22 protein-coding genes are annotated in these 21,029 nt (G+C 63.4%); 11 read left to right on the top strand and 11 right to left on the bottom strand.

The window, feature by feature from the left end; all coding sequences use genetic code 11:
* Window positions 1-12 precede the first annotated feature (12 nt).
* The 3 genes from OHD58_RS14355 to OHD58_RS14365 are packed head-to-tail and all read right to left on the bottom strand — an operon-like array spanning window position 13 to window position 1,283.
* Complete coding sequence (locus OHD58_RS14355; protein ID WP_263804055.1) at window positions 13-402, bottom strand: cupin domain-containing protein; 390 nt, start codon at window positions 400-402, stop codon at window positions 13-15.
* Window positions 403-462: 60 nt separating this feature from the next.
* A complete protein-coding gene (locus OHD58_RS14360) occupies window positions 463-948 on the bottom strand; it encodes an SRPBCC domain-containing protein (protein ID WP_263804057.1) in 486 nt (161 codons plus the stop codon).
* Entirely contained in the window at window positions 945-1,283 is a 339-nt protein-coding gene (locus OHD58_RS14365; RefSeq protein ID WP_263804059.1) for an ArsR/SmtB family transcription factor, read from the bottom strand. Before OHD58_RS14365 ends, OHD58_RS14360 begins: the two co-directional genes overlap by 4 nt.
* Before the next feature lie 183 nt (window positions 1,284-1,466).
* Between OHD58_RS14365 and OHD58_RS14370 the strand changes: the two genes are divergently transcribed.
* Together OHD58_RS14370 and OHD58_RS14375 are read left to right on the top strand one after the other, a co-directional pair.
* Window positions 1,467-2,711 carry a DUF3419 family protein gene (locus OHD58_RS14370; protein WP_263804060.1) on the top strand — a complete coding sequence of 415 codons (1,245 nt, stop codon included), beginning with the start codon at window positions 1,467-1,469 and terminating at the stop codon, window positions 2,709-2,711.
* Window positions 2,711-3,376: a class I SAM-dependent methyltransferase gene (locus OHD58_RS14375; RefSeq protein ID WP_263804061.1), complete on the top strand. Its 666-nt coding sequence runs from the start codon at window positions 2,711-2,713 to the stop codon at window positions 3,374-3,376. The genes OHD58_RS14370 and OHD58_RS14375 overlap by 1 nt, the downstream gene beginning before the upstream one ends.
* Window positions 3,377-3,385: 9 nt before the next feature.
* Here OHD58_RS14375 and OHD58_RS14380 read toward each other — a convergent pair whose 3' ends face one another.
* Complete coding sequence (locus OHD58_RS14380) at window positions 3,386-4,774, bottom strand: serine hydrolase domain-containing protein (protein WP_263804235.1); 1,389 nt, start codon at window positions 4,772-4,774, stop codon at window positions 3,386-3,388.
* Window positions 4,775-4,990: 216 nt separating this feature from the next.
* On the opposite strand from OHD58_RS14380, the gene OHD58_RS14385 reads away from it, so the two are divergent.
* Together OHD58_RS14385 and OHD58_RS14390 are read left to right on the top strand one after the other, a co-directional pair.
* A complete protein-coding gene (locus OHD58_RS14385; protein ID WP_263804062.1) occupies window positions 4,991-5,797 on the top strand; it encodes a glycoside hydrolase family 25 protein in 807 nt (268 codons plus the stop codon).
* An 81-nt stretch (window positions 5,798-5,878) separates the two neighbouring features.
* Window positions 5,879-7,057, top strand: coding sequence for a lytic murein transglycosylase (locus tag OHD58_RS14390; RefSeq protein WP_263804063.1), 1,179 nt, complete (start codon window positions 5,879-5,881; stop codon window positions 7,055-7,057).
* A 164-nt stretch (window positions 7,058-7,221) separates the two neighbouring features.
* Here the strand turns inward: OHD58_RS14390 and OHD58_RS14395 are convergent, their stop codons facing one another.
* Complete coding sequence (locus tag OHD58_RS14395) at window positions 7,222-8,442, bottom strand: alanine racemase (RefSeq protein WP_263804064.1); 1,221 nt, start codon at window positions 8,440-8,442, stop codon at window positions 7,222-7,224.
* Between the two features lie 156 nt (window positions 8,443-8,598).
* On the opposite strand from OHD58_RS14395, the gene OHD58_RS14400 reads away from it, so the two are divergent.
* The 3 genes from OHD58_RS14400 (at window position 8,599) to OHD58_RS14410 (ending at window position 11,935) form a co-directional block, all read left to right on the top strand.
* Window positions 8,599-9,519 carry a DMT family transporter gene (locus OHD58_RS14400; RefSeq protein WP_263804065.1) on the top strand — a complete coding sequence of 307 codons (921 nt, stop codon included), beginning with the start codon at window positions 8,599-8,601 and terminating at the stop codon, window positions 9,517-9,519.
* Window positions 9,520-9,682: 163 nt separating this feature from the next.
* Window positions 9,683-10,603 (top strand): DMT family transporter, encoded by a 921-nt coding sequence (locus OHD58_RS14405; RefSeq protein ID WP_263804067.1) that lies wholly within the window; start codon window positions 9,683-9,685, stop codon window positions 10,601-10,603.
* Window positions 10,604-10,633: 30 nt separating this feature from the next.
* The gene (locus tag OHD58_RS14410) at window positions 10,634-11,935 is read left to right on the top strand and encodes an amidase (protein ID WP_263804068.1); all 1,302 of its coding nucleotides are present in this window, start codon (window positions 10,634-10,636) and stop codon (window positions 11,933-11,935) included.
* A 460-nt stretch (window positions 11,936-12,395) separates the two neighbouring features.
* Here the strand turns inward: OHD58_RS14410 and metF are convergent, their stop codons facing one another.
* Window positions 12,396-13,322, bottom strand: coding sequence for a methylenetetrahydrofolate reductase [NAD(P)H] (gene metF, locus OHD58_RS14415; protein ID WP_263804069.1), 927 nt, complete (start codon window positions 13,320-13,322; stop codon window positions 12,396-12,398).
* The gene (locus OHD58_RS14420) at window positions 13,322-14,341 is read right to left on the bottom strand and encodes an ArsR/SmtB family transcription factor (RefSeq protein WP_263804071.1); all 1,020 of its coding nucleotides are present in this window, start codon (window positions 14,339-14,341) and stop codon (window positions 13,322-13,324) included. Before OHD58_RS14420 ends, metF begins: the two co-directional genes overlap by 1 nt.
* A gap of 102 nt (window positions 14,342-14,443) precedes the next feature.
* On the opposite strand from OHD58_RS14420, the gene tsaA reads away from it, so the two are divergent.
* The 3 genes from tsaA to OHD58_RS14435 all read left to right on the top strand — a co-directional run bounded on the left by tsaA (window position 14,444) and on the right by OHD58_RS14435 (window position 16,298).
* Window positions 14,444-14,953 carry a tRNA (N6-threonylcarbamoyladenosine(37)-N6)-methyltransferase TrmO gene (gene tsaA / locus OHD58_RS14425; RefSeq protein ID WP_263804072.1) on the top strand — a complete coding sequence of 170 codons (510 nt, stop codon included), beginning with the start codon at window positions 14,444-14,446 and terminating at the stop codon, window positions 14,951-14,953.
* Window positions 14,950-15,264 (top strand): DUF2293 domain-containing protein, encoded by a 315-nt coding sequence (locus tag OHD58_RS14430; protein ID WP_263804073.1) that lies wholly within the window; start codon window positions 14,950-14,952, stop codon window positions 15,262-15,264. The genes tsaA and OHD58_RS14430 overlap by 4 nt, the downstream gene beginning before the upstream one ends.
* 92 nt (window positions 15,265-15,356) lie before the next feature.
* Complete coding sequence (locus tag OHD58_RS14435) at window positions 15,357-16,298, top strand: D-amino acid aminotransferase (RefSeq protein WP_263804074.1); 942 nt, start codon at window positions 15,357-15,359, stop codon at window positions 16,296-16,298.
* 11 nt (window positions 16,299-16,309) lie between these two features.
* Here the strand turns inward: OHD58_RS14435 and OHD58_RS14440 are convergent, their stop codons facing one another.
* From OHD58_RS14440 to OHD58_RS14455, 4 genes are all read right to left on the bottom strand, one after another.
* Window positions 16,310-16,924, bottom strand: coding sequence for an MOSC domain-containing protein (locus tag OHD58_RS14440; protein ID WP_263804075.1), 615 nt, complete (start codon window positions 16,922-16,924; stop codon window positions 16,310-16,312).
* Window positions 16,925-17,035: 111 nt separating this feature from the next.
* Window positions 17,036-18,157, bottom strand: a complete 1,122-nt coding sequence (locus tag OHD58_RS14445) for a beta-ketoacyl-ACP synthase III (protein WP_263804077.1) — start codon at window positions 18,155-18,157, stop codon at window positions 17,036-17,038.
* A 173-nt stretch (window positions 18,158-18,330) separates the two neighbouring features.
* Window positions 18,331-19,134: a trans-aconitate 2-methyltransferase gene (gene tam, locus OHD58_RS14450; RefSeq protein WP_263804078.1), complete on the bottom strand. Its 804-nt coding sequence runs from the start codon at window positions 19,132-19,134 to the stop codon at window positions 18,331-18,333.
* 101 nt (window positions 19,135-19,235) lie between these two features.
* A complete protein-coding gene (locus OHD58_RS14455; protein ID WP_263804079.1) occupies window positions 19,236-19,634 on the bottom strand; it encodes a hypothetical protein in 399 nt (132 codons plus the stop codon).
* Window positions 19,635-19,960: 326 nt separating this feature from the next.
* On the opposite strand from OHD58_RS14455, the gene OHD58_RS14460 reads away from it, so the two are divergent.
* Window positions 19,961-21,028, top strand: a complete 1,068-nt coding sequence (locus OHD58_RS14460; RefSeq protein ID WP_263804080.1) for a DUF262 domain-containing protein — start codon at window positions 19,961-19,963, stop codon at window positions 21,026-21,028.
* The last annotated feature ends 1 nt before the right edge of the window (window position 21,029 follow it).

A 21,029-nucleotide genomic window follows, 5' to 3' on the forward strand; every position in this document is an offset into this window, starting at 1 on the left:
GCCGCGTCCCCCCTATTCCAGATTGGTCTGTATCCAGCGGGGCGAGAGGTGAATGTCGAGCGTCTGGAGCCTCCCGGGACCGAGATTGATGAACCGGTGCGGCAGGCCGGCGGGTCCCATCACCGTTTCGCCGGCCTCCGCGTCGATCACCTGATCGCCGACGAAGAACCGCGCACGGCCCTGCTGGACCACGAATACCTCGTCGTAGGGATGCACGTGCAGCCCGGGGCCCGTCCCCGGTTCGTCGTTGCCGTAGCTCAGCACCGTGATCTGCGTTGCCAGGGCTTCGCCGTTGACCGAGCCGCGATAAGGACCATCGAGGGTGCCGTCGAAGAGCTTGGCCTTGGCAGGATGGCGACCGTCCGGTGTGACGGTCGCAGGGTCGAAATCGCGCCGAGTCATTGAACCTCCTGGGTAGAGCCGAGGATGCTCAGCGCAACGCAGGAGTGCAAGCCCCCACCCTCAGGCCGCCAGTTCGCCTCGCTGGAGCATGCCTTCCATGCGGGCGTAGCTTGCCTCCATTCCTTCGTCCATGCCGGTCGCCAGCATGGCCGCGCGCGTTTCCGCGTCCGGTAGCGTCATGCGCATGATCATCAGGGTGCCGGTGCCATCCTTCTCGAACCGCGTCTCGACATGATTGTCGGGCGTCGGGTCGGGCAGATGCATGCGCTCGATATGAACGATGCGGCTGTAGGGCTCGACTTCGACGTACTCCCCCGTCAGGTGGAAACCGGCGCCCTTGCCGTCCGACCACTCGTAACGGATCTTTCCACCCGGCTTTGCCTCGTTGATGCAGATCGGCATCGACCAGCCGTCCGGCCCGAGCAGCCATTTCTGGACAAGCTTCGGGTCGGTATGGGCACGAAACACGGCTTCCGGCGAAGCAGCAAAACGGCGGGTGACGACGACATGCCGGTCGCCCTCGGTGGTGAGCGTAAGCTTGCTCATGGTTTTTCCTTTCCTTCCTCGGTTTGCATTTCGGCCAGAACGTCGTCGAGCCGGTCGTAGTTGCGGGCCATCGCCTGGCGGAGCCAGTCCAGCCATCGATCGATTTCGGCGATCGCGTCGGGCGCCAGGCGGCAAGGACGTTTCGTGCCCTCCACCCGGCGTGTGATCAGCCCTGCTCCTTCGAGCACCTTCAGGTGCCGTGAAACGGCGGGCTGCGTCATGTCGAAAGGCTCCGCCAGTTCCATCACCGTCGCCTCCCCGAGCGCCAGCCGCGCCAGAATGGCGCGCCGGGTCGGATCGGCCAGCGCCAGAAATGCTGTATCCAGGTTTCGCATTATCACGAGTCCTTTATATAAATTTTATGTTATATAACAGATTTGTTTTTGACAAGGAACTTCTGATTGGGCGCAGGATTTTTCGAGCGATCCGTCGCCGCCGAACCGTCATCGCTCTGTCACCCGCCTGTCATCACTCTGCGCTACCCGCTTGCCTCAATTGCAATGGGGAATCGCTTTGCCATGACCGACGTCTCATCGGAAATTGGTTTCGTCCGTAACAAGCGTCTTGGAAAAGCTGTCTACCAGAATCGTGCACTGTCGAAGGCCGGCCTGTCGGAGCGGCTGTTCGCCCTGCTCTTCTCCGGCCTCGTCTATCCGCAGATATGGGAGGACCCGGAAATCGACATGGAAGCGATGCAGCTGTCCGAAGGCCATCGCATCGTCACCATCGCATCGGGCGGCTGCAACGCGCTGGCCTATCTTACGCGTTCTCCAGCCAGGATCGATGCCGTTGACCTCAACACCGCACATGTGGCGCTGAACCGCATGAAGCTCGCGGCGGTGCGTCACCTGCCGGCCCAGGCCGATCTCTTCCGCTTCTTCGGCGGCAACGGCCACGCCCACAATCCCGCCGCCTACGACCGTTTCATCGCGCCGCATCTCGACCGCGTCACGCGCGCCTACTGGGAACGCCGCAACTGGCGCGGCCAGCGCCGCATCGCGGTGTTCGAGAAGAATTTCTACCAGACCGGCCTGCTCGGCTTCTTCATCGCCACCGGCCATCGTGTCGCAAAGCTCTATGGCATCGACCCGGCACGCATCATGGAGGCGCGCACGCTGCGCGACCAGCGCCGCTTCTTCGAGGAATATCTGGCGCCGCTGTTCGACCGCCGGCTGCTGCGCTGGGCGACCGCCAGGAAGGCCTCGCTCTTCGGCCTCGGCATTCCGCCGGCGCAGTACGACTCGCTGATTACCTCGGGCGACGGCACCATGGCCAACGTGCTGTCGGTGCGATTGGAAAAGCTCGCCTGCCACTTTCCGCTCCGCGACAACTATTTCGCCTGGCAGGCGTTCGCGCGCCGCTACCCCCAGCCCGGCGAGGCGCGGCTGCCCGCCTATCTCGAACCGGAAAGCTACGACACGATCCGCCGCAACGCCGGCCGCGTCACCGTTCATCACGCCAACTTCACCGAACTGCTCGCCGGCAAGGGCGCCGCAAGCGTCGACCGCTACATCCTGCTCGACGCGCAGGACTGGATGACCGACGACCAGCTGAACGCGGTGTGGACCGAGATCACCCGCACCGCCGCGCCCAGCGCGCGCGTCATCTTCCGCACGGCAGCCGAGCCCAGCCTGCTGCCCGGCCGCGTCTCGCCCGCCCTGCTCGACCAGTGGACCTACGAGGAGGAGCAGTCGCTCGATCTGTCCGCGCGCGACCGCTCGGCCATCTATGGCGGCTTCCACCTCTACGTGAAGAAAGCCTGATGAGCGCGGTCGAACGCCATTCGGGCCACGCCGCGCTGATGGACGGCGTCTACCGGCGCCAGCGACACATCTACGACCTGACGCGTAAATATTACCTGCTCGGCCGAGATCGGATGATCGACGGGCTCGACGTGCCGCCGAACGGAACCGTGCTGGAACTCGGCTGCGGCACGGGCCGCAACATCATCCTCGCCACACGCCGTTATCCCGAGGCTCGCTTCTTCGGCCTCGATATTTCGAGCGAGATGCTGGAGACAGCGTCGGCGGCAATCACCGGCGAGGATTTGCAGCACAAGGTCAGGCTTGCCCAGGGCGATGCCACGGCATTCGATGCCGGAAAACTATTTGCCCGCGAAAATTTCGACCGCGTGTTCATCTCCTATTCGCTGTCGATGATTCCCGGCTGGGAAAAGGCCGTCGCGGCGTCGCTGGCCGCGCTGAAACCCGGCGGTTCGCTGCATATCGTCGATTTCGGCGGTCAGGAGCGCCTGCCGCGCTGGTTCCGCAGCGTGCTGCGCGCCTGGTTGGCGAAGTTCCATGTCAGCCCGCGCGATTCGATGCGCGAAGTGCTGGAATCGGAATCCGAACGAACCGGCTCAACCCTTCGTTTCGAAACGCTTTACCGGGGTTATGCGGTGCTTGCGGTGTTGCGCAAACCGAACTGATCCGGGCCTCTACTCCACCACCTGCGCCAGCGCTGCCACCAGCCCTTGCGTTCTGAAGCCGAGCTTCGACGGCGTCAGCCCGAGCCGCACCACCACCAGTTTCTTAGACGGGATGATCGCCACTGACTGGCCGTCATGGCCGAGCATCCAGAACGTGTCGGCCGGCAGGTCGAAACCGGCATCCGGGTCGGCGCCCGCAGGCACGCCGGCGTCCGGCCCGTGCAGCCACAATTGTCCCTTGCCGTATTCACCTTTCGAGGCCGGTGCTTCCTCGCGCATCCAGGAGACGAAGCCGGCCGGCAGGATCTGAGTGCCGTTCCAGTTGCCGTCCTTCAGCAGGAACTGGCCGAAGCGCGCCCAATCGCGTCCGGTGGCATAGAGATAGGACGAACCGACGAAGGTGCCGTTCTCGTCGGCCTCCAGCACCGCGCTGTTCATGCCGAGCGGACCAAACAGTGCCTGGCGCGGCCAATCGAGCGCCTTGGTGGGTTCGCCGAGCGCATCCTGCCAGATGCGCGACAGCATCAGCGTCGTGCCGCTGGAATAGCTCCACACCTTGCCGACATCGCCAGCCAGCGGCTTCGCCTCGGCGAAGCCAGCCATATCCGGCTCCAAGTAGAGCATGCGCGTCACATCGGTGACGTCGCCGTAATCCTCGTTGAATTCCAGCCCGGAGGACATCGCCATCAGATCGGCGAGACTGATGTCCTTGCGCCCGTCGGCCTTCCACGGTTCGAACAGTTCCTTCCTGTCGACCGCGAGCTTGCCGCCTTTCACCAGCGTGCCGACGATCGCCGCCGTCACCGTTTTCGTCATCGACCAGCCGAGCAGCGGCGTGTCGGCGGAAAAACCGTCGGCGTAGCGTTCGCCGATGATACGGCCATTGTGAACCACGACGACGGCGCGCATGCCTTTGCCGATCAGGCTGGCGTCGTTGAGGATGGCCTGGAAATCGGGAGCCTGCGACGGCGCGACGCGATTGCCTTCCGGCCACAAGGCGTCCTGCTGCGCTGCCGGCGCGGCCGTGGAAACCTCCACGCCTTTTGCCCTGGCGACGTCGCCGTCGGGCACCGATGCGCAGCCCAGCCCGTCGCGCGCCACGGCGACGCTCTTGCCGAAGATGCCGAGTAGCGCCGCGCCAACGGTTTTTTGATCCCGGTCCACGTCGACGTTCATATAGCCGAGCAGCCAGTGGCCAGGCGCCTGCACATCTACGCGCAGGATATTGTCGGGATCGCGTCGGGCGATAAACACGTTGGAGCAGACGATCTTGGCGGAATAGCCGGAGGCAACACGGATCAGGGCAGGCGGCGTGGCGTAGAGCCAGATCGCGACGCCGGCGATCGCCAGCACGACAAGTCCAAGCAGCCATTTCACGATTTTCAGCACGATCCGCATGGTGTCCCTCAACCCCGCCATCGAATTGCCGACATTCCTCACGCAATTTTCGGGGCATGTCGAGCGTGGTCAACCGAAAATCAACCATGATCGGCGATGACATGAGGATGCCGGCTTTGTCCTGGGGTGACCGTCCGGCATGCGGACCATCGCGGCCGCGGTCGCTGGGTGGTATGCTGTGTCCGTTCGGGCATGTGCGGTCGGAGGGGAATACGGATGCGCCGTCTAGCGGCTTTGACTTTGATAGGGCTGCTGACAGCCTGCACGACGGTGGAAGATCTGGCGCCAGTCGCCAACCGCACCGATGTCTCCGTGACCAGCAAGGTGACCCGCGCCTATCCGCGTTTCAATGACAGCGACCCGCACGACTGGAGCGGCCATACGCCGTGGAAGTATGCCGTCCACGGCACCGACGTCTCGAAATACCAGAGATCGATCGACTGGCCGACGGCCCGCGCCAGCGGCATTTCCTTTGCCTTCATCAAGGCGACGGAGGGCGGCGACCGCGTCGACGATTATTTCGTCGAGCACTGGAATTCGACCCGCGTCGCCGGCGTCCCGCGCGCTGCCTATCATTTCTATTATTTCTGCCGGCCTGCCGAGCAGCAGGCGGCATGGTTTATCCGCAACGTGCCGCGCGACAAGGCCGCGTTGCCGCCGGTGCTTGACATGGAGTGGAACCCGCAATCGCCGACGTGCAAGATCAGGCCGCCGGCCGAGACTGTGCGCAGCGAAATGCGTACCTTTCTCCAGATCGTCGAGAAGCACTACGGCAAGAAGCCGATCATCTACACCTCGATCGACTTTTTCGACGACAACAAGCTGTCGACGTTCCACGGTTATCCCTACTGGCTGCGCTCGGTCGCCGGCCATCCGCAGGAAAGGTATGGCAGCCACCCCTTCACCTTCTGGCAGTACACCGGCACGGGCGTGGTGCCGGGTATCACGGGCGATGCCGACATCAACGTCTTCAACGGCAGCGAAGCGTCCTGGAAGAAGTGGTTGAGGGCAAATACGCACTGATCCGCCGGCTTGCCTGCTTTTCGCCACAGGTTTTGGGCAAAGCACCGGCAGGCAACCATGAAATGACCGGAGACGGGGCTGATGACCTTGCGGAAGACAGCGCTAGCAGCGCTTTGTATGGCCTTTGCGGCATCGCCGGTGTGGGCACAACAATGCGGTGGCGATTTTTCCGCCTGGATGCAGCAGATGATGGACGAAGCGCGCCAGGCAGGTGTCGGCGAGACCGGCCTCGCCGCGCTGGCCACCGCCGCGATTGACGAGAACGTGCTCAAGCGGGACCGAGCGCAGGGCGTCTTCACGCAGACGTTTGCCGAATTCTCCGACCGGATGATCAACAAATACCGGCTGACTCAGGGCGCGGCCAACCTGAAGAAATATGCCGATGTCTTCGCCCGCGCGGAGCAGGAGTTCGGCATCCCGGCTCCGGTGATCGCCGCGTTCTGGGGACTGGAGACCGACTATGGCGCCGTGCAGGGCGATTTCCGCACACTGAACGCATTGGTGACGCTCGCCCATGACTGCCGCCGGCCGGAGCTTTTCCGGCCGCAGATCGTGCCGCTGCTGACCCTCATCAACCACGGCGACTTGCCCGCCAGCGTCACCGGTGCCTGGGCCGGCGAAATCGGCCAGACCCAGATGCTGCCGAGCGACATCCTCAAGCGCGGCGTCGATGGTGATGGCGACGGCCTTGTCGACGTGCGCAACAGTGCCCCCGACGTCATCCTCACCACCGCCAGCAAGATCCAATCGCGCGGCTGGAAAGCGGGGCAGCCCTGGCTGCAGGAAGTAAAAATCCCGGACGAACTGCCGTGGCACGAGACCGGCCGCACCAACAAGCTGCCCTTGCCGAAATGGGCGGAGTGGGGCGTCACCCAGCGCGACGGCTCGCCGCTGCAGGACAACGGCCTGAACGCCGGCCTGGTGCTGCCGATGGGTCACAAGGGCCCAGCCTTCCTCAGCTACGACAACTACGACATCTATCTCGAGTGGAACCAGTCGTTCATCTACACGCTGACTGCCGCACACTTCGCCGCACGGCTCGCCGGCGACCCGGCGTTCGAACGCCGCACCCCTGAAGAAGGCCTCGTCGGGGAAACGATGAAGCTTCTGCAAACCAAGCTGCAGGCGCTCGGCCACGACGTCGGCAAGGTCGACGGCATCCTGGGCGTCGGCACCCGCGAAGCGGTGCGCAAGGAGCAGGCCCGCCTCGGCCTGCCGGTAGACGGTTGGCCGACACCGGCATTGCTGGCGAATCTGTGAGACCATCCCTTCTCCCCTTGTGGGAGAAGGTGCCTGAGCGGAGCGAAGGCAGATGAAGGGTGTTGGGCGGGACTCAACACCTCAATTCCTCGAGCACCCCTCATCCGTCTCGGCGCTGCGCACCGATCCATCTGCTCCCACAAGGGGAGAAGGGAGAGCCTTCCTCAATCCGCCATCGTCTCCAGGCTGGCAAACCCTTCTGGCGCCTTGCCCTCGTCGAACGGCGTCGCGATCTCCACGAACGTGTCCGGGTAAAATCCGTTGAAGCGGGTGCGGAGCGACAGCGAATAGGCGCCGATGTGGCCGATCTCGATCCAGTCGCCGGTGTCGACGGTTTCCGGCAGCCAGAACGGCCTCGACAGGATGTCGACCGAGTCGCAGGTCGCGCCGCATACCTTGAACGGCACGATGTTCTTGGCCTCGCCGTTGCGGGTGCGGATCGCCGGATCGGGGATGAAGCGCGCCGGTAGCGTGATCTTGCCGGTCCATGAATCCGACAGCGACGCCCAGATGCCGTCATTGATGTAGAGCCGCCTCCCCTTGCGCAGCAGAACGCGCACGATCAGCGAGAATGCCTTAGCAACGATGACGCGGCCAGGCTCCGCGACTAGCGGCACTTCGTCGAACTGATATTCGCTGATGTCGTTCCGCAACCGCGACATGATCTGGCCGAGCGAAGGCATCTCCGGCTTCTTGCGGTTGGGATCGTGGCCGTATTCGGCGGGAAAGCCGCCGCCGACATCGAGGCCGGCAAGCGGCACATCCATGCGGTTGCGGATCCAGTCGGCCGTCGCCAGCGCCCGTTCGTATGTGTCCGGATCCTCGATCTGGCTGCCGACATGGAAGGCGATGCCGACCTTGTAGCCGGTGCGGTTGAGCCGCTCGGCCAGTTCGACGGCGTAGGCCGGCGCTGCCCCGAATTTCTTCGAAAGTTCGTAGGCTGCCGAACCCTTGGTCTGGATGCGCACGAAGACCGTGATCTGGCCCGGATCGATGTCGAGCGCCCTGACGACGCGCGTCAGCTTGGTGACCTCGTCTTCATGGTCGATCGAGATGACACGGATCGCATATTTCTCCAGCGCCAGCCTGATGTCGGACTGCGCCTTGACCGGATGCATGTAGAGCATCTCGGCATCAGGCGAGACCGCGCGGACCGCCGCAAATTCGCCGGGCGAAGCAACGTCGAAGGCCGTCACGCCGGCTTCCACCAGCGCCTTCAGCACGATCTGCTCGCCATTGGTCTTCACCGCATAGGCAGTCTTGCCGGGAAACATGCCCATGAATTGCCGGCAATCCGCCTTCAGCACCTCGGGACGGAAGCAATAGATCGGATCGTCGGGTCTGAGCGCCAGCGCGGCCTCGTGCGCGGTATCGAATCGTTGCATGGGCGTTCCTCGAATGCGCGCGAAACCTAACAGCGTCGACGCCGTGGACCAAGCGTCGTTTCAATGCCTAAAGCACGCAAATATCGACTTGAATCAGGCGGTTTGAGCGCAATCCATGCCTTTTGTCCCGCCGGCGAGTTTGCATAAATTCGCTCGATGGTCGCAGATCTCGCAAAACCGGTACCCAGTACAATGGTCGCTCGCGACTGGGGCCAGCTCCTGCTGCTCGGCCTTATCTGGGGCGGCTCGTTTTTCTTCGCCCGTGTCGCGGTCGCGGAAATTCAACCACTGATGCTCGTCCTGTTGCGGGTCGGCATCGCGGCCATGGTGCTACAAGTCTATCTGGCGCTGCGCGGCCTTTCTTTCCGGCCCGTGTTCACGCGCGCACCCGCTTTTCTGCTACTTGCCCTGCTCAACAATGTGGTCCCCTTCTCGCTGATTTTCGTTGGCCAGACCGAACTTGGAGCAGGTCCGGCCTCGGTGCTCTATGCCACAACCCCGTTCTGGACGGTGATCCTGGCCAACATCCTCACCAGCGATGAAAAGCTCTCCCGGAACAAAGTCGCCGGCATCCTGCTTGGCATCGCCGGAACCGCGGTGATGATCGGCCCAGGCCTTCTCACCGGCCTCGGCAGCCCGTTATGGGCAAAACTCGCCCTGATCGGCGCGGCAATCTCCTATGCGCTGGCCGTTATCTTCGCAAAGCGATTCCGCGACGTTTCGCCGGTGGTGGTCGCTACGGGACAATTGTCGGCCTCCACGGTCATCATGATCCCGCTCGTTCTGGCGACGCATGGATCGGCAGGCTTCCTTTCGGCAAGCTTGCCCGTCTGGTCCGCGGTCGTTGCGCTGGCGGTGCTTTCGACGGCATTCGCCTTCATCCTATATTTCAATCTCATCGCTTCGGCCGGCGCAACAAACGCCTCGCTGGTAACACTCGTCGTGCCGGTCAGCGCCATCTTCCTTGGCGCGCTTTTCCTCGGTGAACGGTTCGAGACTTTCGAACTGGCCGGCATCGCGCTGATCGGTCTCGGGCTGGTCACCATTGACGGAAGGGCTTTCCGGCGCGCTCGATAGCGCTGACCCAAAGTCAATGGGAATTCAATCGCAACAAGCAACGAGCATTTTCGGCCTACGCGATCCGAAGCGCAGCCGTTGGTTGGTACCAGTGCCGAAATCGGGTGGCACTGCTTTTGTGTCGTCCCTACGGCTATACCTGCCGCATCAACGGACACACCGAATGACCGCCGACATCGCCAATCCGCCCCTGCAAGCAACGATGAGCGCCCGCAACTGGGCACGACTTCTGTTCCTCGGCGCCATCTGGGGCGGTTCGTTCTTTTTCGCCCGTATTGCCGTCGCCGAAATCCCGCCGCTGACGCTGGTGCTGTTCCGCGTCACCATCGCCGCGCTGGCGCTGCATCTCTATCTCGGCTTTCGCGGGCCGTCGTTCCGGCTGGCACTGCCCTATGCGGCAAGTTTTTTCGTGCTGGCGCTGCTGAACAACATCATCCCGTTCTCGCTGATCTTCGCCGGCCAGACCGAACTCGGCGCCGGCCTCGCCTCGGTGCTCAACGCCACCACGCCGTTCTGGACGGTGCTGCTGGCCAACATGGTGACCAGCGACGAGAAACTCTCCTGGAACAAAGTCGCCGGCATCCTGCTTGGCATCGCAGGGACCGCGGTGATGATCGGTCCCGGCCTGCTTGCCGGCATCGGCGGTCCGGTATGGGCGAAATTCGCGCTGGTCGGCGCCTCGCTTTCCTATGCCTTTGCCGTCATCTTCGCCAAGCGCTTCAGGGCGCTGCCGCCGACCGTGATTGCCACCGGGCAGTTGACCGCATCGACGGTCATGATGACCCCAGTCGTGCTGGCGATGAGCGGCGGCGCGAACCTTTTCGCCGCCAGCCCGCATGTCTGGTTAGCCGTGTTCTCGCTGGCGCTGCTGTCGACCGCCTTCGCCTACATTCTGTTCTTCAACATTGTCGCGTCGGCCGGTGCCACCAACGCGTCGCTGGTGACGCTGGTGGTGCCCGTCAGCGCCATCCTGCTCGGCGCGGTTTTCCTCGGCGAACGTCTGGAATTGTTCGAAGTGGGCGGCATGGTCCTGATCGGTCTCGGCCTCGTCACCATTGACGGCCGGCTGCTCAAGCGGCGATAGGTGGACCTCGGAAGCCATCCGGGGGAAATCTTGCAGTCGGTATTGTTCATCCTGAATGCCATCGAGAACGGCGAGACGACGCCGCAAGAAACAGTGGCGCGGAGCTTCGATGCCATCGCCGCCACGGATGCGCGGATCGGCGCGTTCCGCAGTCTGGCCGACCGCGATGGCGCGCTGGCTATCGCCGGAAAGGCCACCGGCCCGCTTGCAGGGATCGCGGTCGGCGTGAAAGACATTTTCGACACGCACGACATGCCGACCGAATTCGGCTCGGCCATCTATGTCGGCAATCGCCCGGCCGGCGATGCGGCATTGGTCGCGATGATGCGCGCCAGGGGCGCAGTGTTGGCCGGCAAGACGGTGACCACCGAATTCGCGTTCCTGCAGCCGGCCGGCACGCGCAACCCGCGCAATCTCGCCCACACGCCGGGTGGCTCCTCGTCCGGCTCGGCCGCATCGGTGGCCGCCGGCATGGTTCCGGTCGCGGTGGGCACGCAGACCGGCGGTTCGGTGATCCGCCCGGCGGCCTATTGCGGCGTCGCGGGCTACAAGCCGAGCTTCCGGCTTGTCCCGATGGTCGGCGTCAAAACCTTCGCCTGGTCGCTCGACACCGCCGGCTTCTTTGCCGCCAGCGTCGCGGACGCCGCGGCTTTCGTGGCGCGGCTGACCGGGCGCGCGCTGGCTGTCGAACCGGTCGACCCGAAAGCCCTGCGGGTCGGCTTCTACCGGACATCCATATGGGGCGAGGCAAGCGCCGACATGCAGGCCGCCGTCGAACTGGCAGCCGAACGCGCCGCAAAGGCCGGCGCCGCGGTCGTCGAGATCGACGAACCGCCGGCTTTGACTGCCGCGCGCGATGCCCACCTCGCGCTGCAGAACTTCGAGGCAGCACTGGCGCTAGCCTTCGAATACGAGAACCATCGCGACCGCCTGAGCGACGTCTTGCGCGAAAACCTCGAGCAAGGCCGTGCGACGTCAGCGGAAGCCTATGACGAGACGCGCCGCATTGCCCGGCGCGCCAGGCGCGAAACCGGTGCGTTGTTCGAAACCGTCGATGTGCTCCTGACGCCGTCGGCGACCGGCGCCGCGCCTCTGGGCCTGTCGTCGACCGGTTCGCCGGCCTTCAACAAGCTGTGGACGCTGACGGGCAATCCCTGCGTCAACGTGCCGGGCATCAGCGACGCGGCCGGATTGCCGCTTGGGGTTCAGGTGCTCGCCCGCTTCGGCCGCGACCGCATGGCGCTGTCGGCTGCCTCGTGGTTGGAGACCTTGCTTGCCGGCGTGCAAATCACTGCGTCGAAAAATGGTGCATTGCGTGCCGCCCTTCCCTAACGAGATGCGGCACAATCAAGGCGGATCCGTCACATTTTTTCCACAAGTCTGAAAGCACCCGATTGCTAAGTGAATTCGTAGACTTACCGGATTTCAAAGGTCGGAATTTCCACAATCCTGTCGCATTGCAGCACATTTTCCGCTTGCCTGTTGCCAAATTGCCCCTAGATTCAGCCTTCGTACGCCACAGAGGAGGTCATGCCATGGGACTGACACGGCCAATAAACGCTCTGATGATCTGCGCCGCTTTCGCATTTATCGGCGCCCTCATTATGGGAGTACTCCCTTAAGCCGCAAAGCGGCTGGAGCCCCACACCTCAGGTGACAACGAATTAAGAAAAGGCCGGGTCTTCCCGGCCTTTTTCATTGTCTAATGCATGTCGCCCGAAAGCGGGAAAACGACATGCATCAAATCAAAGGATCTGAAGCGCGGCCGCTTAATCCTATCGGCGGCCGCATTTCAGGCGGCGGCCGGAGCCGTGTTCGCGGCCGGCGTCGCGGAATCGGCGCGGATGCCGATCATGTGGCAGATGGCGAACACCAGGTCGGCACGGTTCATCGTGTAGAAATGGAAGTCGCTGACGCCACGCTCGACCAGGTCCATGACCTGTTCGGCGGCAACGGCAGACGCCACAAGGGCATGGGTCTGCGGGTCGTTTTCGAGACCGTCGAAACGCTCCGCGAGCCAGGCCGGCACATGCGCGCCGGCCTTGCGCGAAAAATTCGCCACTTGGCGGAAGCTGTGAACGGGCTGGATGCCCGGCACGATCGGGACATAGATGCCGGCGCGCCGCACCCGCTCGACGTAGCGTTCATAGAGATCGTTGTCGAAGAAGAACTGGGTGATCGCCCGCGTCGCGCCGTTGTCGACCTTGCGCTTGAGCATTTCGATATCGGTGGCGAAATCCGGGCTCTCGGGATGCTTTTCCGGATAGGCTGCGACCGAAATATCGAAATCGGCGATGGCTTTCAGCCCGCCGACCAGGTCGGCGCCGTTCTGATAGCCGCCGGGATGCGGGCGATAGGCGTTGCCGACGCCCGAGGCGGGGTCGCCGCGCAGCGCGACGAAACGCTCGATACCGATGCCCTGGAACTCGCGGATCACCGCGTCGACCTCTTCGCGCGTCGCGCCGACGCAGGTCAGGTGCGCTGCGGCCGGGATGCCGGTTTCCGTGAGGATGCGCTTGATGGTGCGTCCCGTACGTTCGCGGGTCGAGCCGCCGGCGCCGTAGGTCACCGAGACGAATTTCGGCCGCAGCGGCTCAAGCCGGGTCACGGTTTCCCACAACCTTGCTTCCATTTCGTCGGTCTTCGGCGGGAAGAACTCGAACGAAACCCGGATCTTGTCGCCGATGTCGGGCCGGCGGGAAAAGCGGAACTGGTTCATCAGGCGGTTTCCTTTTCCGGAACGGCAGTTTGTTGGGGGTCGGCGATCAGCAGGCGGCGGTCGCGGCCAAGCCAGAGTTTGACGGTCAGCCTGGCGCCTGCGGCGGCGCGCGGTTCGAAATTCTCGGTTTCTTCGAGATCGAGCCCGGCCTCGGCGAACCACTCGCCGATCTGCCGGTCGGAGAAGCCGAGCCGTACATGCGCATGCTCGTCGCGCAGGAACTCCAGCGCGTGCGGCGCGAAATCGACGATGACCAGCCGACCGGCCGGTCGAAGCAGCCTGGCGGCTTCGCGGATCGCTAGTTGCGGGTCATCGAGATAGTGCAGCACCTGATGCATGGTCACCAGGTCGTAGGCGTCGCGCTCCACCGGCGGGGCGTAGATGTCGCCTTGCCGCACCTGCGCGTTAGCGACCCCTGCCCGGTCGAGATTGGCGCGCGCGACCGTCAGCATCTCGCGCGAAAGATCGATGCCGACGCCGCGGCGGTAGAGCGGGGCGAAGATTTCCAAGAGCCGCCCGGTGCCGGTGCCGAGGTCGAGCATGGCCTGGAACGGCTTCTTGCCGACGAGCCGCTTCAATGCCGCTTCGACGGAAGCATCCGAGGCATGCAGCGAACGTATCTGGTCCCAGCTCGTCGCGTTCTCGCTGAAATATTCCTTGGCGCGCTCCTGCCGCTTGCGCTTAACGGCGGCCAGACGCTCGAGGTCGCGCTCGACCTGCGGGTCGCTCAAATGCACCCGCGACACCAGCCCGTTGACGAAATCGCGCTCGGTATCCGAGTCGGACAGCCGGAAATAAGCCCACGAGCCTTCCTGGTAACGGCCGATCAACCCGGCCTCCAGCAGCAGTTTTAGGTGCCGCGACACGCGCGGCTGCGACTGGTTGAGGATTTCTGTAAGGTCGGAAACCGTCAGATCGCCACGCGACAAGAGCGCCAGGATGCGAAGCCGGCTGGATTCGGCCGCCGCCTTCAATGTATCAACCATCGTATCCAGGGTTGCGTGCGGGTGGAGAGGCATCTATGGCTCCAACAGATATAAACATATCTTTATGTGATATCAGGACGATGCGCAACCCGCCATGTCGTTTTCCGACAACAAAATGACGTTATGGTGATTCGAATGAACGATTTCGGCAGCCGCGAAGGCGAGCAGGAACTACCCTTCGATCCCGGACGCGCCATCGCTGACGGCCATGTCGTCTTCATCGGCCGCATCCGTTCGCCCTGGAAAAACCGCGACGAATGCCCGAAGAACATGGCGGCGGCCCGCGAACGCGGCCAGCCGGCGACGCTCGTGATAGACCCGCCGTTCCGGCCGGGCTTGCAGGGGCTGGAGGCTTACAGCCACGTCGCGATCCTCTCCTGGCTCGATCGCGCGCTGCGGAATCTGATTGTGCAAAAACCCCGCCATGCCACTGTCGCGAAAGGTGTTTTCGCTCTGCGGTCACCGGCGCGGCCGAACCCGGTAGGTCTTCACATCGCCGGCATCATCGCGCTCGATGCCGCTACCGGCCTGATCACGCTCGACGGTATCGATGTTCTCGACGGCACGCCTGTCATCGACTTGAAACCCTATTTCGCCTCGACCGATTCGGTACCCCACGCGAAACCGGAACGCGGCAGCACATGATCGGGAATACCGGCCGCCAGCGCGCCATCGCCAAGGCGCTTACCGCGCTGCTGCCGCTGGCGCCTTATTCCGACACCGAAAAGATCCGGGCCGACGCCAACGCGAAACACATGAAGACGCTGCCGCCGACAATCGCGGTGTGGCTGGCGACCGTCGCGCATGTGCGCCACGAGCATACTGCCTATGAAAAGCTGCTTGCCGAAGGCTACGACCGCGATTCCGCGCGTTTCTTTGTCGTCGGCGAAATCAACGAGACGCTGACGACCTGGCGCGCCACCCGCCTGCTCGATCCCGACGACGAGGACGAATAGCGCATCCCTGCTGGCTCTATATTGGAGGCCTCCGCAGGATACCGTGCAGCCACGATGGATATGGACCTGCTCACTGGATCAAGGGACACCGAATGACGGCGAAACAATTCCCCGCCCTGTCGGCCCGCCATGCCGACCCGCATTCCTATCCGAACGGTATCGCGTTCCTCGACGGCCAATACCTACCGATGTCGGAAGCCAAGATTTCCGTCCTCGACTGGGGCTTCCTGCATTCCGACGCCACCTATGACACCGTGCACGTCTGGAACGGCCGCTTCTTCCGGCTCGATCTGCATATCGAGCGCTTCTTCGGCGGACTGGAGCGGCTGCGCATGAATATCCCGTTCGACCGCGACGGTGTTGTCGAAATCCTCCACGATTGCGTCGCGCTCTCCGGCCATCGCGCATCCTATGTCGAGATGCTGTGCACGCGCGGCGCCTCGCCGACCTTCAGCCGCGACCCGCGCGACGCCATCAATCGTTTCATGGCCTTCGCCATCCCGCTCGGCTCCGTCGCCAATGCCGAGCAGATGGGGCGTGGCCTGCATGTCGCGATCAGCGACAAGGTGCGCATCCCGCCAGCATCGCTCGACCCGGCGATCAAGAACTATCACTGGCTGGATCTGGTGCGCGGCCTCTACGACGCCTACGATCGCAATGCCGAGACGGCACTGCTGCTCGACTTCAACGGCAATGTCGCCGAGGGGCCGGGCTTCAACGTCTTTGCGGTGAAGGATGGACGCCTCGCAACGCCGGCAACCGGTGTGCTGCCCGGCATCACCCGCCGCACCACCTTCGACCTCTGCGCCGAGATAGGCCTTGTCGCGGAAGCGAGGGACGTCAGCGTCGCCGAGTTGCGCGCCGCCGACGAAGTCTTCATCACCTCGACCGCCGGCGGCATCATGCCGGTCACGAAAATCGACGGCGCGCCGGTCGCCGATGGCAAGGTCGGGCCGATCACGACCCGGCTCAAGGAGCTTTACTGGCAGAAGCATGAGGATCCGGCTTGGTCGACGCCGGTAGCGTATCCCTGATCGCCGCCGCGCTAGGGGTGATAAATCCACTGCTCCGGAACACGGACCGAAACCTCTTCGTCGGCTTCGATGGTGCCGGGCTTTTCGACCCAGGCGACAAGCCCGCGCAACCGCTTGGCGACTTTGGGAAACAGCAGCGAAGCCGCTTCGTGGTCGGCCATACCGGCATGCTCGGCGATCGAGCGGCCGGCGATGCGACAGGGGCCGTTTTGCGCATCGACCTTCAGCGTCACGCCGCCCTTGAAGAACAGCATGCTGCCCGCCGGCAGCATCGACAGACTGGAAATGCCGTCGATGGCGAGATTGGCGCCGATCCATTCCGGCTTCACCTCGGCAATTCCCATTCGCTCGGCCACGATCGCCAGTTCGTCCCGCGCCACGATCGACAGCTGGCGCTCGTTGCGCATTTCGGTGCCGCGCGGATACCACGGCTCGCGCCCGCCCGACCGGCGCGTGTGGCCGGCATGGAAATCACCCTCGATGCCTTCGAAACCGAGCCTCAGTTCGCCGACCTCGCGGGTGACGAAATGATCGTGCGGGGCGATATAGATACCCGCCACGCACGCGGGGAGCTTGCGGCCCGGGATGATTTCGAAGTCGCGGTCGAATGTAAGCTGGTCGAGCATGGGACCTGATCCGGTTTGCAGACGCCGAGCATATGGCCGCTTCACGGGCGGCGGTCCAGCCAAAACGGCTGACCGTCCCATCAGCAAAAGCGATGATGCCGCAGACCGGCGCTACATCATCTGGAGCAGCGCGCCGCCGATCGAATAGCCGGCGCCGAAAGCGCAGAGCAGGCCGTAGTCGCCCGGCTTCATGTCGGCATGGTTTTCGCTGAGCGCGATGATGGCGCCGGCGGCGGCGGTGTTGCCCAGCCGCTCCAGCACCATCGGCGCGCGGTCGTGGCCGACCTCGTGGCCGAACGACAGCTTGAGGATCATCGCGTTCATGCGCGCATTGGCCTGGTGCAGCCAGAAGCGGCGGATGTCGTCGGGGGTCAGCCCGTGCTCGGCGAGGAACCCCACGATGAACTTGTGGCCGGCGACGGTGACTTCCTTGAACACCTTGTTGCCGACCTGCTTGATCATGTTTCCTTCCATGTTGATCATGTAGGGGTCGTCGGCGGCGGTGCGGGTCAGGTAGCCGAGATTGGTGCGGATATTGTTGGAAAACTGCGTCCAGCTGCGCGTGTCGAGCACCTCGAAGCGACCGAGCCGGGTCTCGCCCTCGCCGAGCGCCTCCACGACCATCGCGGTCGAGGCGTCGCCGAAGATGAAATGCGTCTGCCGGTCGCGGAAATTCAGGTGCCCGGTGATGATCTCGGGCGTCACCACCAGCACGCGCCTGTGGGCGCCGCTGCGCACCAGGCCGGCCGCCACGTGCAGCCCGGCCGCGGCCGACGAGCAGCCCAGCCCCATGTCGAAGCCGGCGCCGGCGGTGCCGAGCGCATGCTGGATCTCGATGGCGATCGCCGGATAAGGCCGCTGGTGGTGCGAGGCCGCGCAAATGACGAGATCGATATCGCCCGGCTGGAGACCAGCATGGGCGAGCGCTTTTTTCGCCGAGGCGATGCCGAACTCTGCTTCCAGCGACAGCGCGTCGTCGGGCCGCGCCGGGATGCGGGGCGCCATGCGGGCCGGGTCGAGGATGCCTTCGCGCTCGATGACGTGCCGGCTCTTGACGCCCGACGCGTAGACGATGAATTCGCTCGAGGACTTCGGCAGCGGTTCGAGCCCGGCCGCCTCGCGGCGCGGATTTTCCGCGTCGACCCATGCGTTGAAGCTTGCGACCAGTTCCTCGTTGGTGATGGAAGCTTCGGGAATTTCAGCGCCTATGCCGCTGATGATGACGCGATTCATGCTGCTTAAAGTCCTGCCGGCGCTGTCCGCCACGATTTCCGCAGCCCGCCTGCCCCGGAATCCTCGCCGCCCGTTTTCACCGAGCGGTTTATGCCAGTTTGGGCGGCTTGCAAAGGCATGGCTTCTGAACCGCCCGATCGTGGCATAACTGAGGTTAACGCCCATGAAAACCGCTATCCGCGCTGCGCCACGATGAACAGCCTGGGAAAGCGCAAGAGCACCTTGCCGTCGCCCATTGCCGGATAGGCCCTGACGATCCGCGCCGTATAGGCGCCGAGGAATGCGGCCTGTTCCGCCGCGTCGAGCGGGTCGAGGAACGGCTTCAACCCCGTCGACTTCACCCATTCGACGATCGTCGCCGCGCCGGCCAGCGGGTGATTGTAGGCGGTGTGCCAGATGTCCAGGCGCGCCGAGCCGGGACGCAGCAGGTCGTAGTAGAATGCAACCGGCGGCAACGGACTGCGCGCCGCCCTGGCGAGTTTTTCCACGAATTGCGCCTCGGCCGCCACCTCGCGCATCAGGACGTGCGACGGTTCGGTCATGTTGTCGGGCATCTGCACGGCGAGCACGCCGCCCGGCGCCAGCAGTCCGAGCAGCCGCCTGAGGATCGTCGGATGGTCCGGCAGCCACTGGAACACCGCGTTGGCGAAGATCACGTCGACCGGCCCGTCAGGCTGCCAGGTCGCGGCGTCGGCAAGGTCGAAGGAAATGCCCGGCAACCGCGCCCGCGCCTTCTCGATCATGTCCGGCGAGGTATCGAAGCCGCTGATCTCCGCCTCCGGCCAGCGCGCGGCAAGAAGTTCGGTGGAATTGCCCGGCCCGCAGCCGATGTCGACAACCCGGCGGGGCTTTTCCAGCGGTATCTGAGCCAGCAGATCGCGCGCCGGCCGCGTCCGCTCGTCCTCGAATTTGAGATATTGCGCGGCGGACCAGTCGGGCTTTGTCATGTCACGCCTATAGGATGAAAATCCGTGCATGCCTACCACCCTGCCCCCAGTACAAACTTGAGGGTGGCCATGATTTCAGGCAAATGTACCGTCTGGACCGTTTCCGGGTGTCGCGGATCGCATTTTCCCGGTCAGGACGTGTCGAACGGTTGCGGCCTTGCGCGGTCCAGGTCGGTAAAATCGGCCTCCGCTTCGACAGCCCTCGGCGAGATGCCGACAGGAACGCGGCTGCATTCGCTGAAGCGGTCGGCGAAGGCCGCCAGCGCGATGGCCAGAGCACGGAAGCGCCCGGCAAGGCGCATCGCCGATGCCGGATCGTCGCTCTCGCCGGCCGGAACCGGCAACGCGCACCCGCCAGCGATAAAATTCCACGCGACCTGTTCCGCCGGCCGCAGGAAGCCCATGACCAAGACCCGGACGGCGAGCGGAGCGCGGCATGCGCGCTCGGCCAGGGTGGCCAAGGCGAGCAGCAGCGCGACAATGCGCATCAACCGCTGTCTCATCCCCTCGCCATCCTCAGTCCAGTCCATCGCCGTCTCCATTGACGAGAGCATTATAGGCCATGCGGCGGATGGGTGGATAAAAGCAGTCGTGAGCCGCAAGATTGAAAGGAAGAATCTGAATGGCCGGAGTCGACCTCGTTTCTGTCGTTTGGAGGTCGTCGACAGCACGCCAAAAGCAGCCTTTCCAACGAATTTCATGACAACCTTCCCTTTAGCCGGGATAGCATTGTCTTGGTCTGGCGCTTGATGGCACGGTAATGCTTCAGTGCCAGCCGTGGACAGACAGCTAGGTCTCGTGAAAAAAAGCTTAAAAGAAAGAAGATTTCCTGTTTAGGTAATTGGCGGGAGGGGGCATGTTGCCATTGGAAAAGCTGATATCGAGTTTTCGGGATGCGCAATCGAAGCTGGTTGTGCAAACTGCAGACTTGCCGCTGGCTACGCTCGCGCAGATGGTCGAAAGCAGCGCGATTGACCTGCAGCCAGGCTTTCAGCGGCGTGAACGGTGGTCCACGGACAAACAATCCGCCCTCATAGAGTCCTTTTTGCTGAACGTGCCAGTGCCGCCGGTCTACTTGGCGGAAGAGCTTTCCGGCACATACACCGCGATTGACGGCAAACAACGCCTGCGGGCTATTTCCGACTTCATTTTCGGCAGACTTACGCTTCGCAACCTAGAACGACTTACCGAAGCCCAAGGATTGAAATTCGATGAGTTGCCGAGTGAGATAACGAACTCGTTCAAGCTTCGCCCGTATCTGCGTGTTGTGACGCTGCTGAAGCAAACCGACCCGATGCTCAAGTATGAGGTATTTCTCCGGCTCAACCGCGGCGGCGAGGCGCTAAACGCCCAAGAGATTCGGAATGTAGCTTTCAGGGGGCCGCTTAACGATCAAATTTACCAGCTTTCTGAAAACGCGTTTCTGCGACAACAGCTCAAGATCGATGGCAATAAATCGGCTGCGTACCGGGAGATGAACGACGCTGAATACGTTCTTCGATTCCTCACCCTTTTTGAGCGTATTACTACCTTCAGCGGCAGCTTGGTGAAGGAGATGGACGAATACATGCGGAGGCACCAATTGGACAGCGGCCAAGAGGTTGACAACTTGGCGGCAATGTTCAACCAAGCCGTGGCGCGGTGCCAAGCCATTTGGGGGGAATTTGCCTTTCGCCGACCGGAAGGACACGGATGGCGCGACCAAACCCTTGCAGGCATGTACGACGCACAAATGATTGCGGCGTCTCAGGTAACCCAGCAGGTGGCCAACAAGGCTGCCGCCAATCAGGGCGACGCTCTTGGGCGCACACGGGCGCTCTTTGATGTGGCGGAGTTCGATAAGTCGGTCCGAACTGGCACCAACACACCTGCGCGAATTCGCTACCGAGTGGGCCGAATGAAAGAGCTGCTCGAGGCTATCTAGC

This window comes from Mesorhizobium sp. ZC-5 (assembly GCF_025753855.1).
Classification (GTDB): domain Bacteria; phylum Pseudomonadota; class Alphaproteobacteria; order Rhizobiales; family Rhizobiaceae; genus Neomesorhizobium.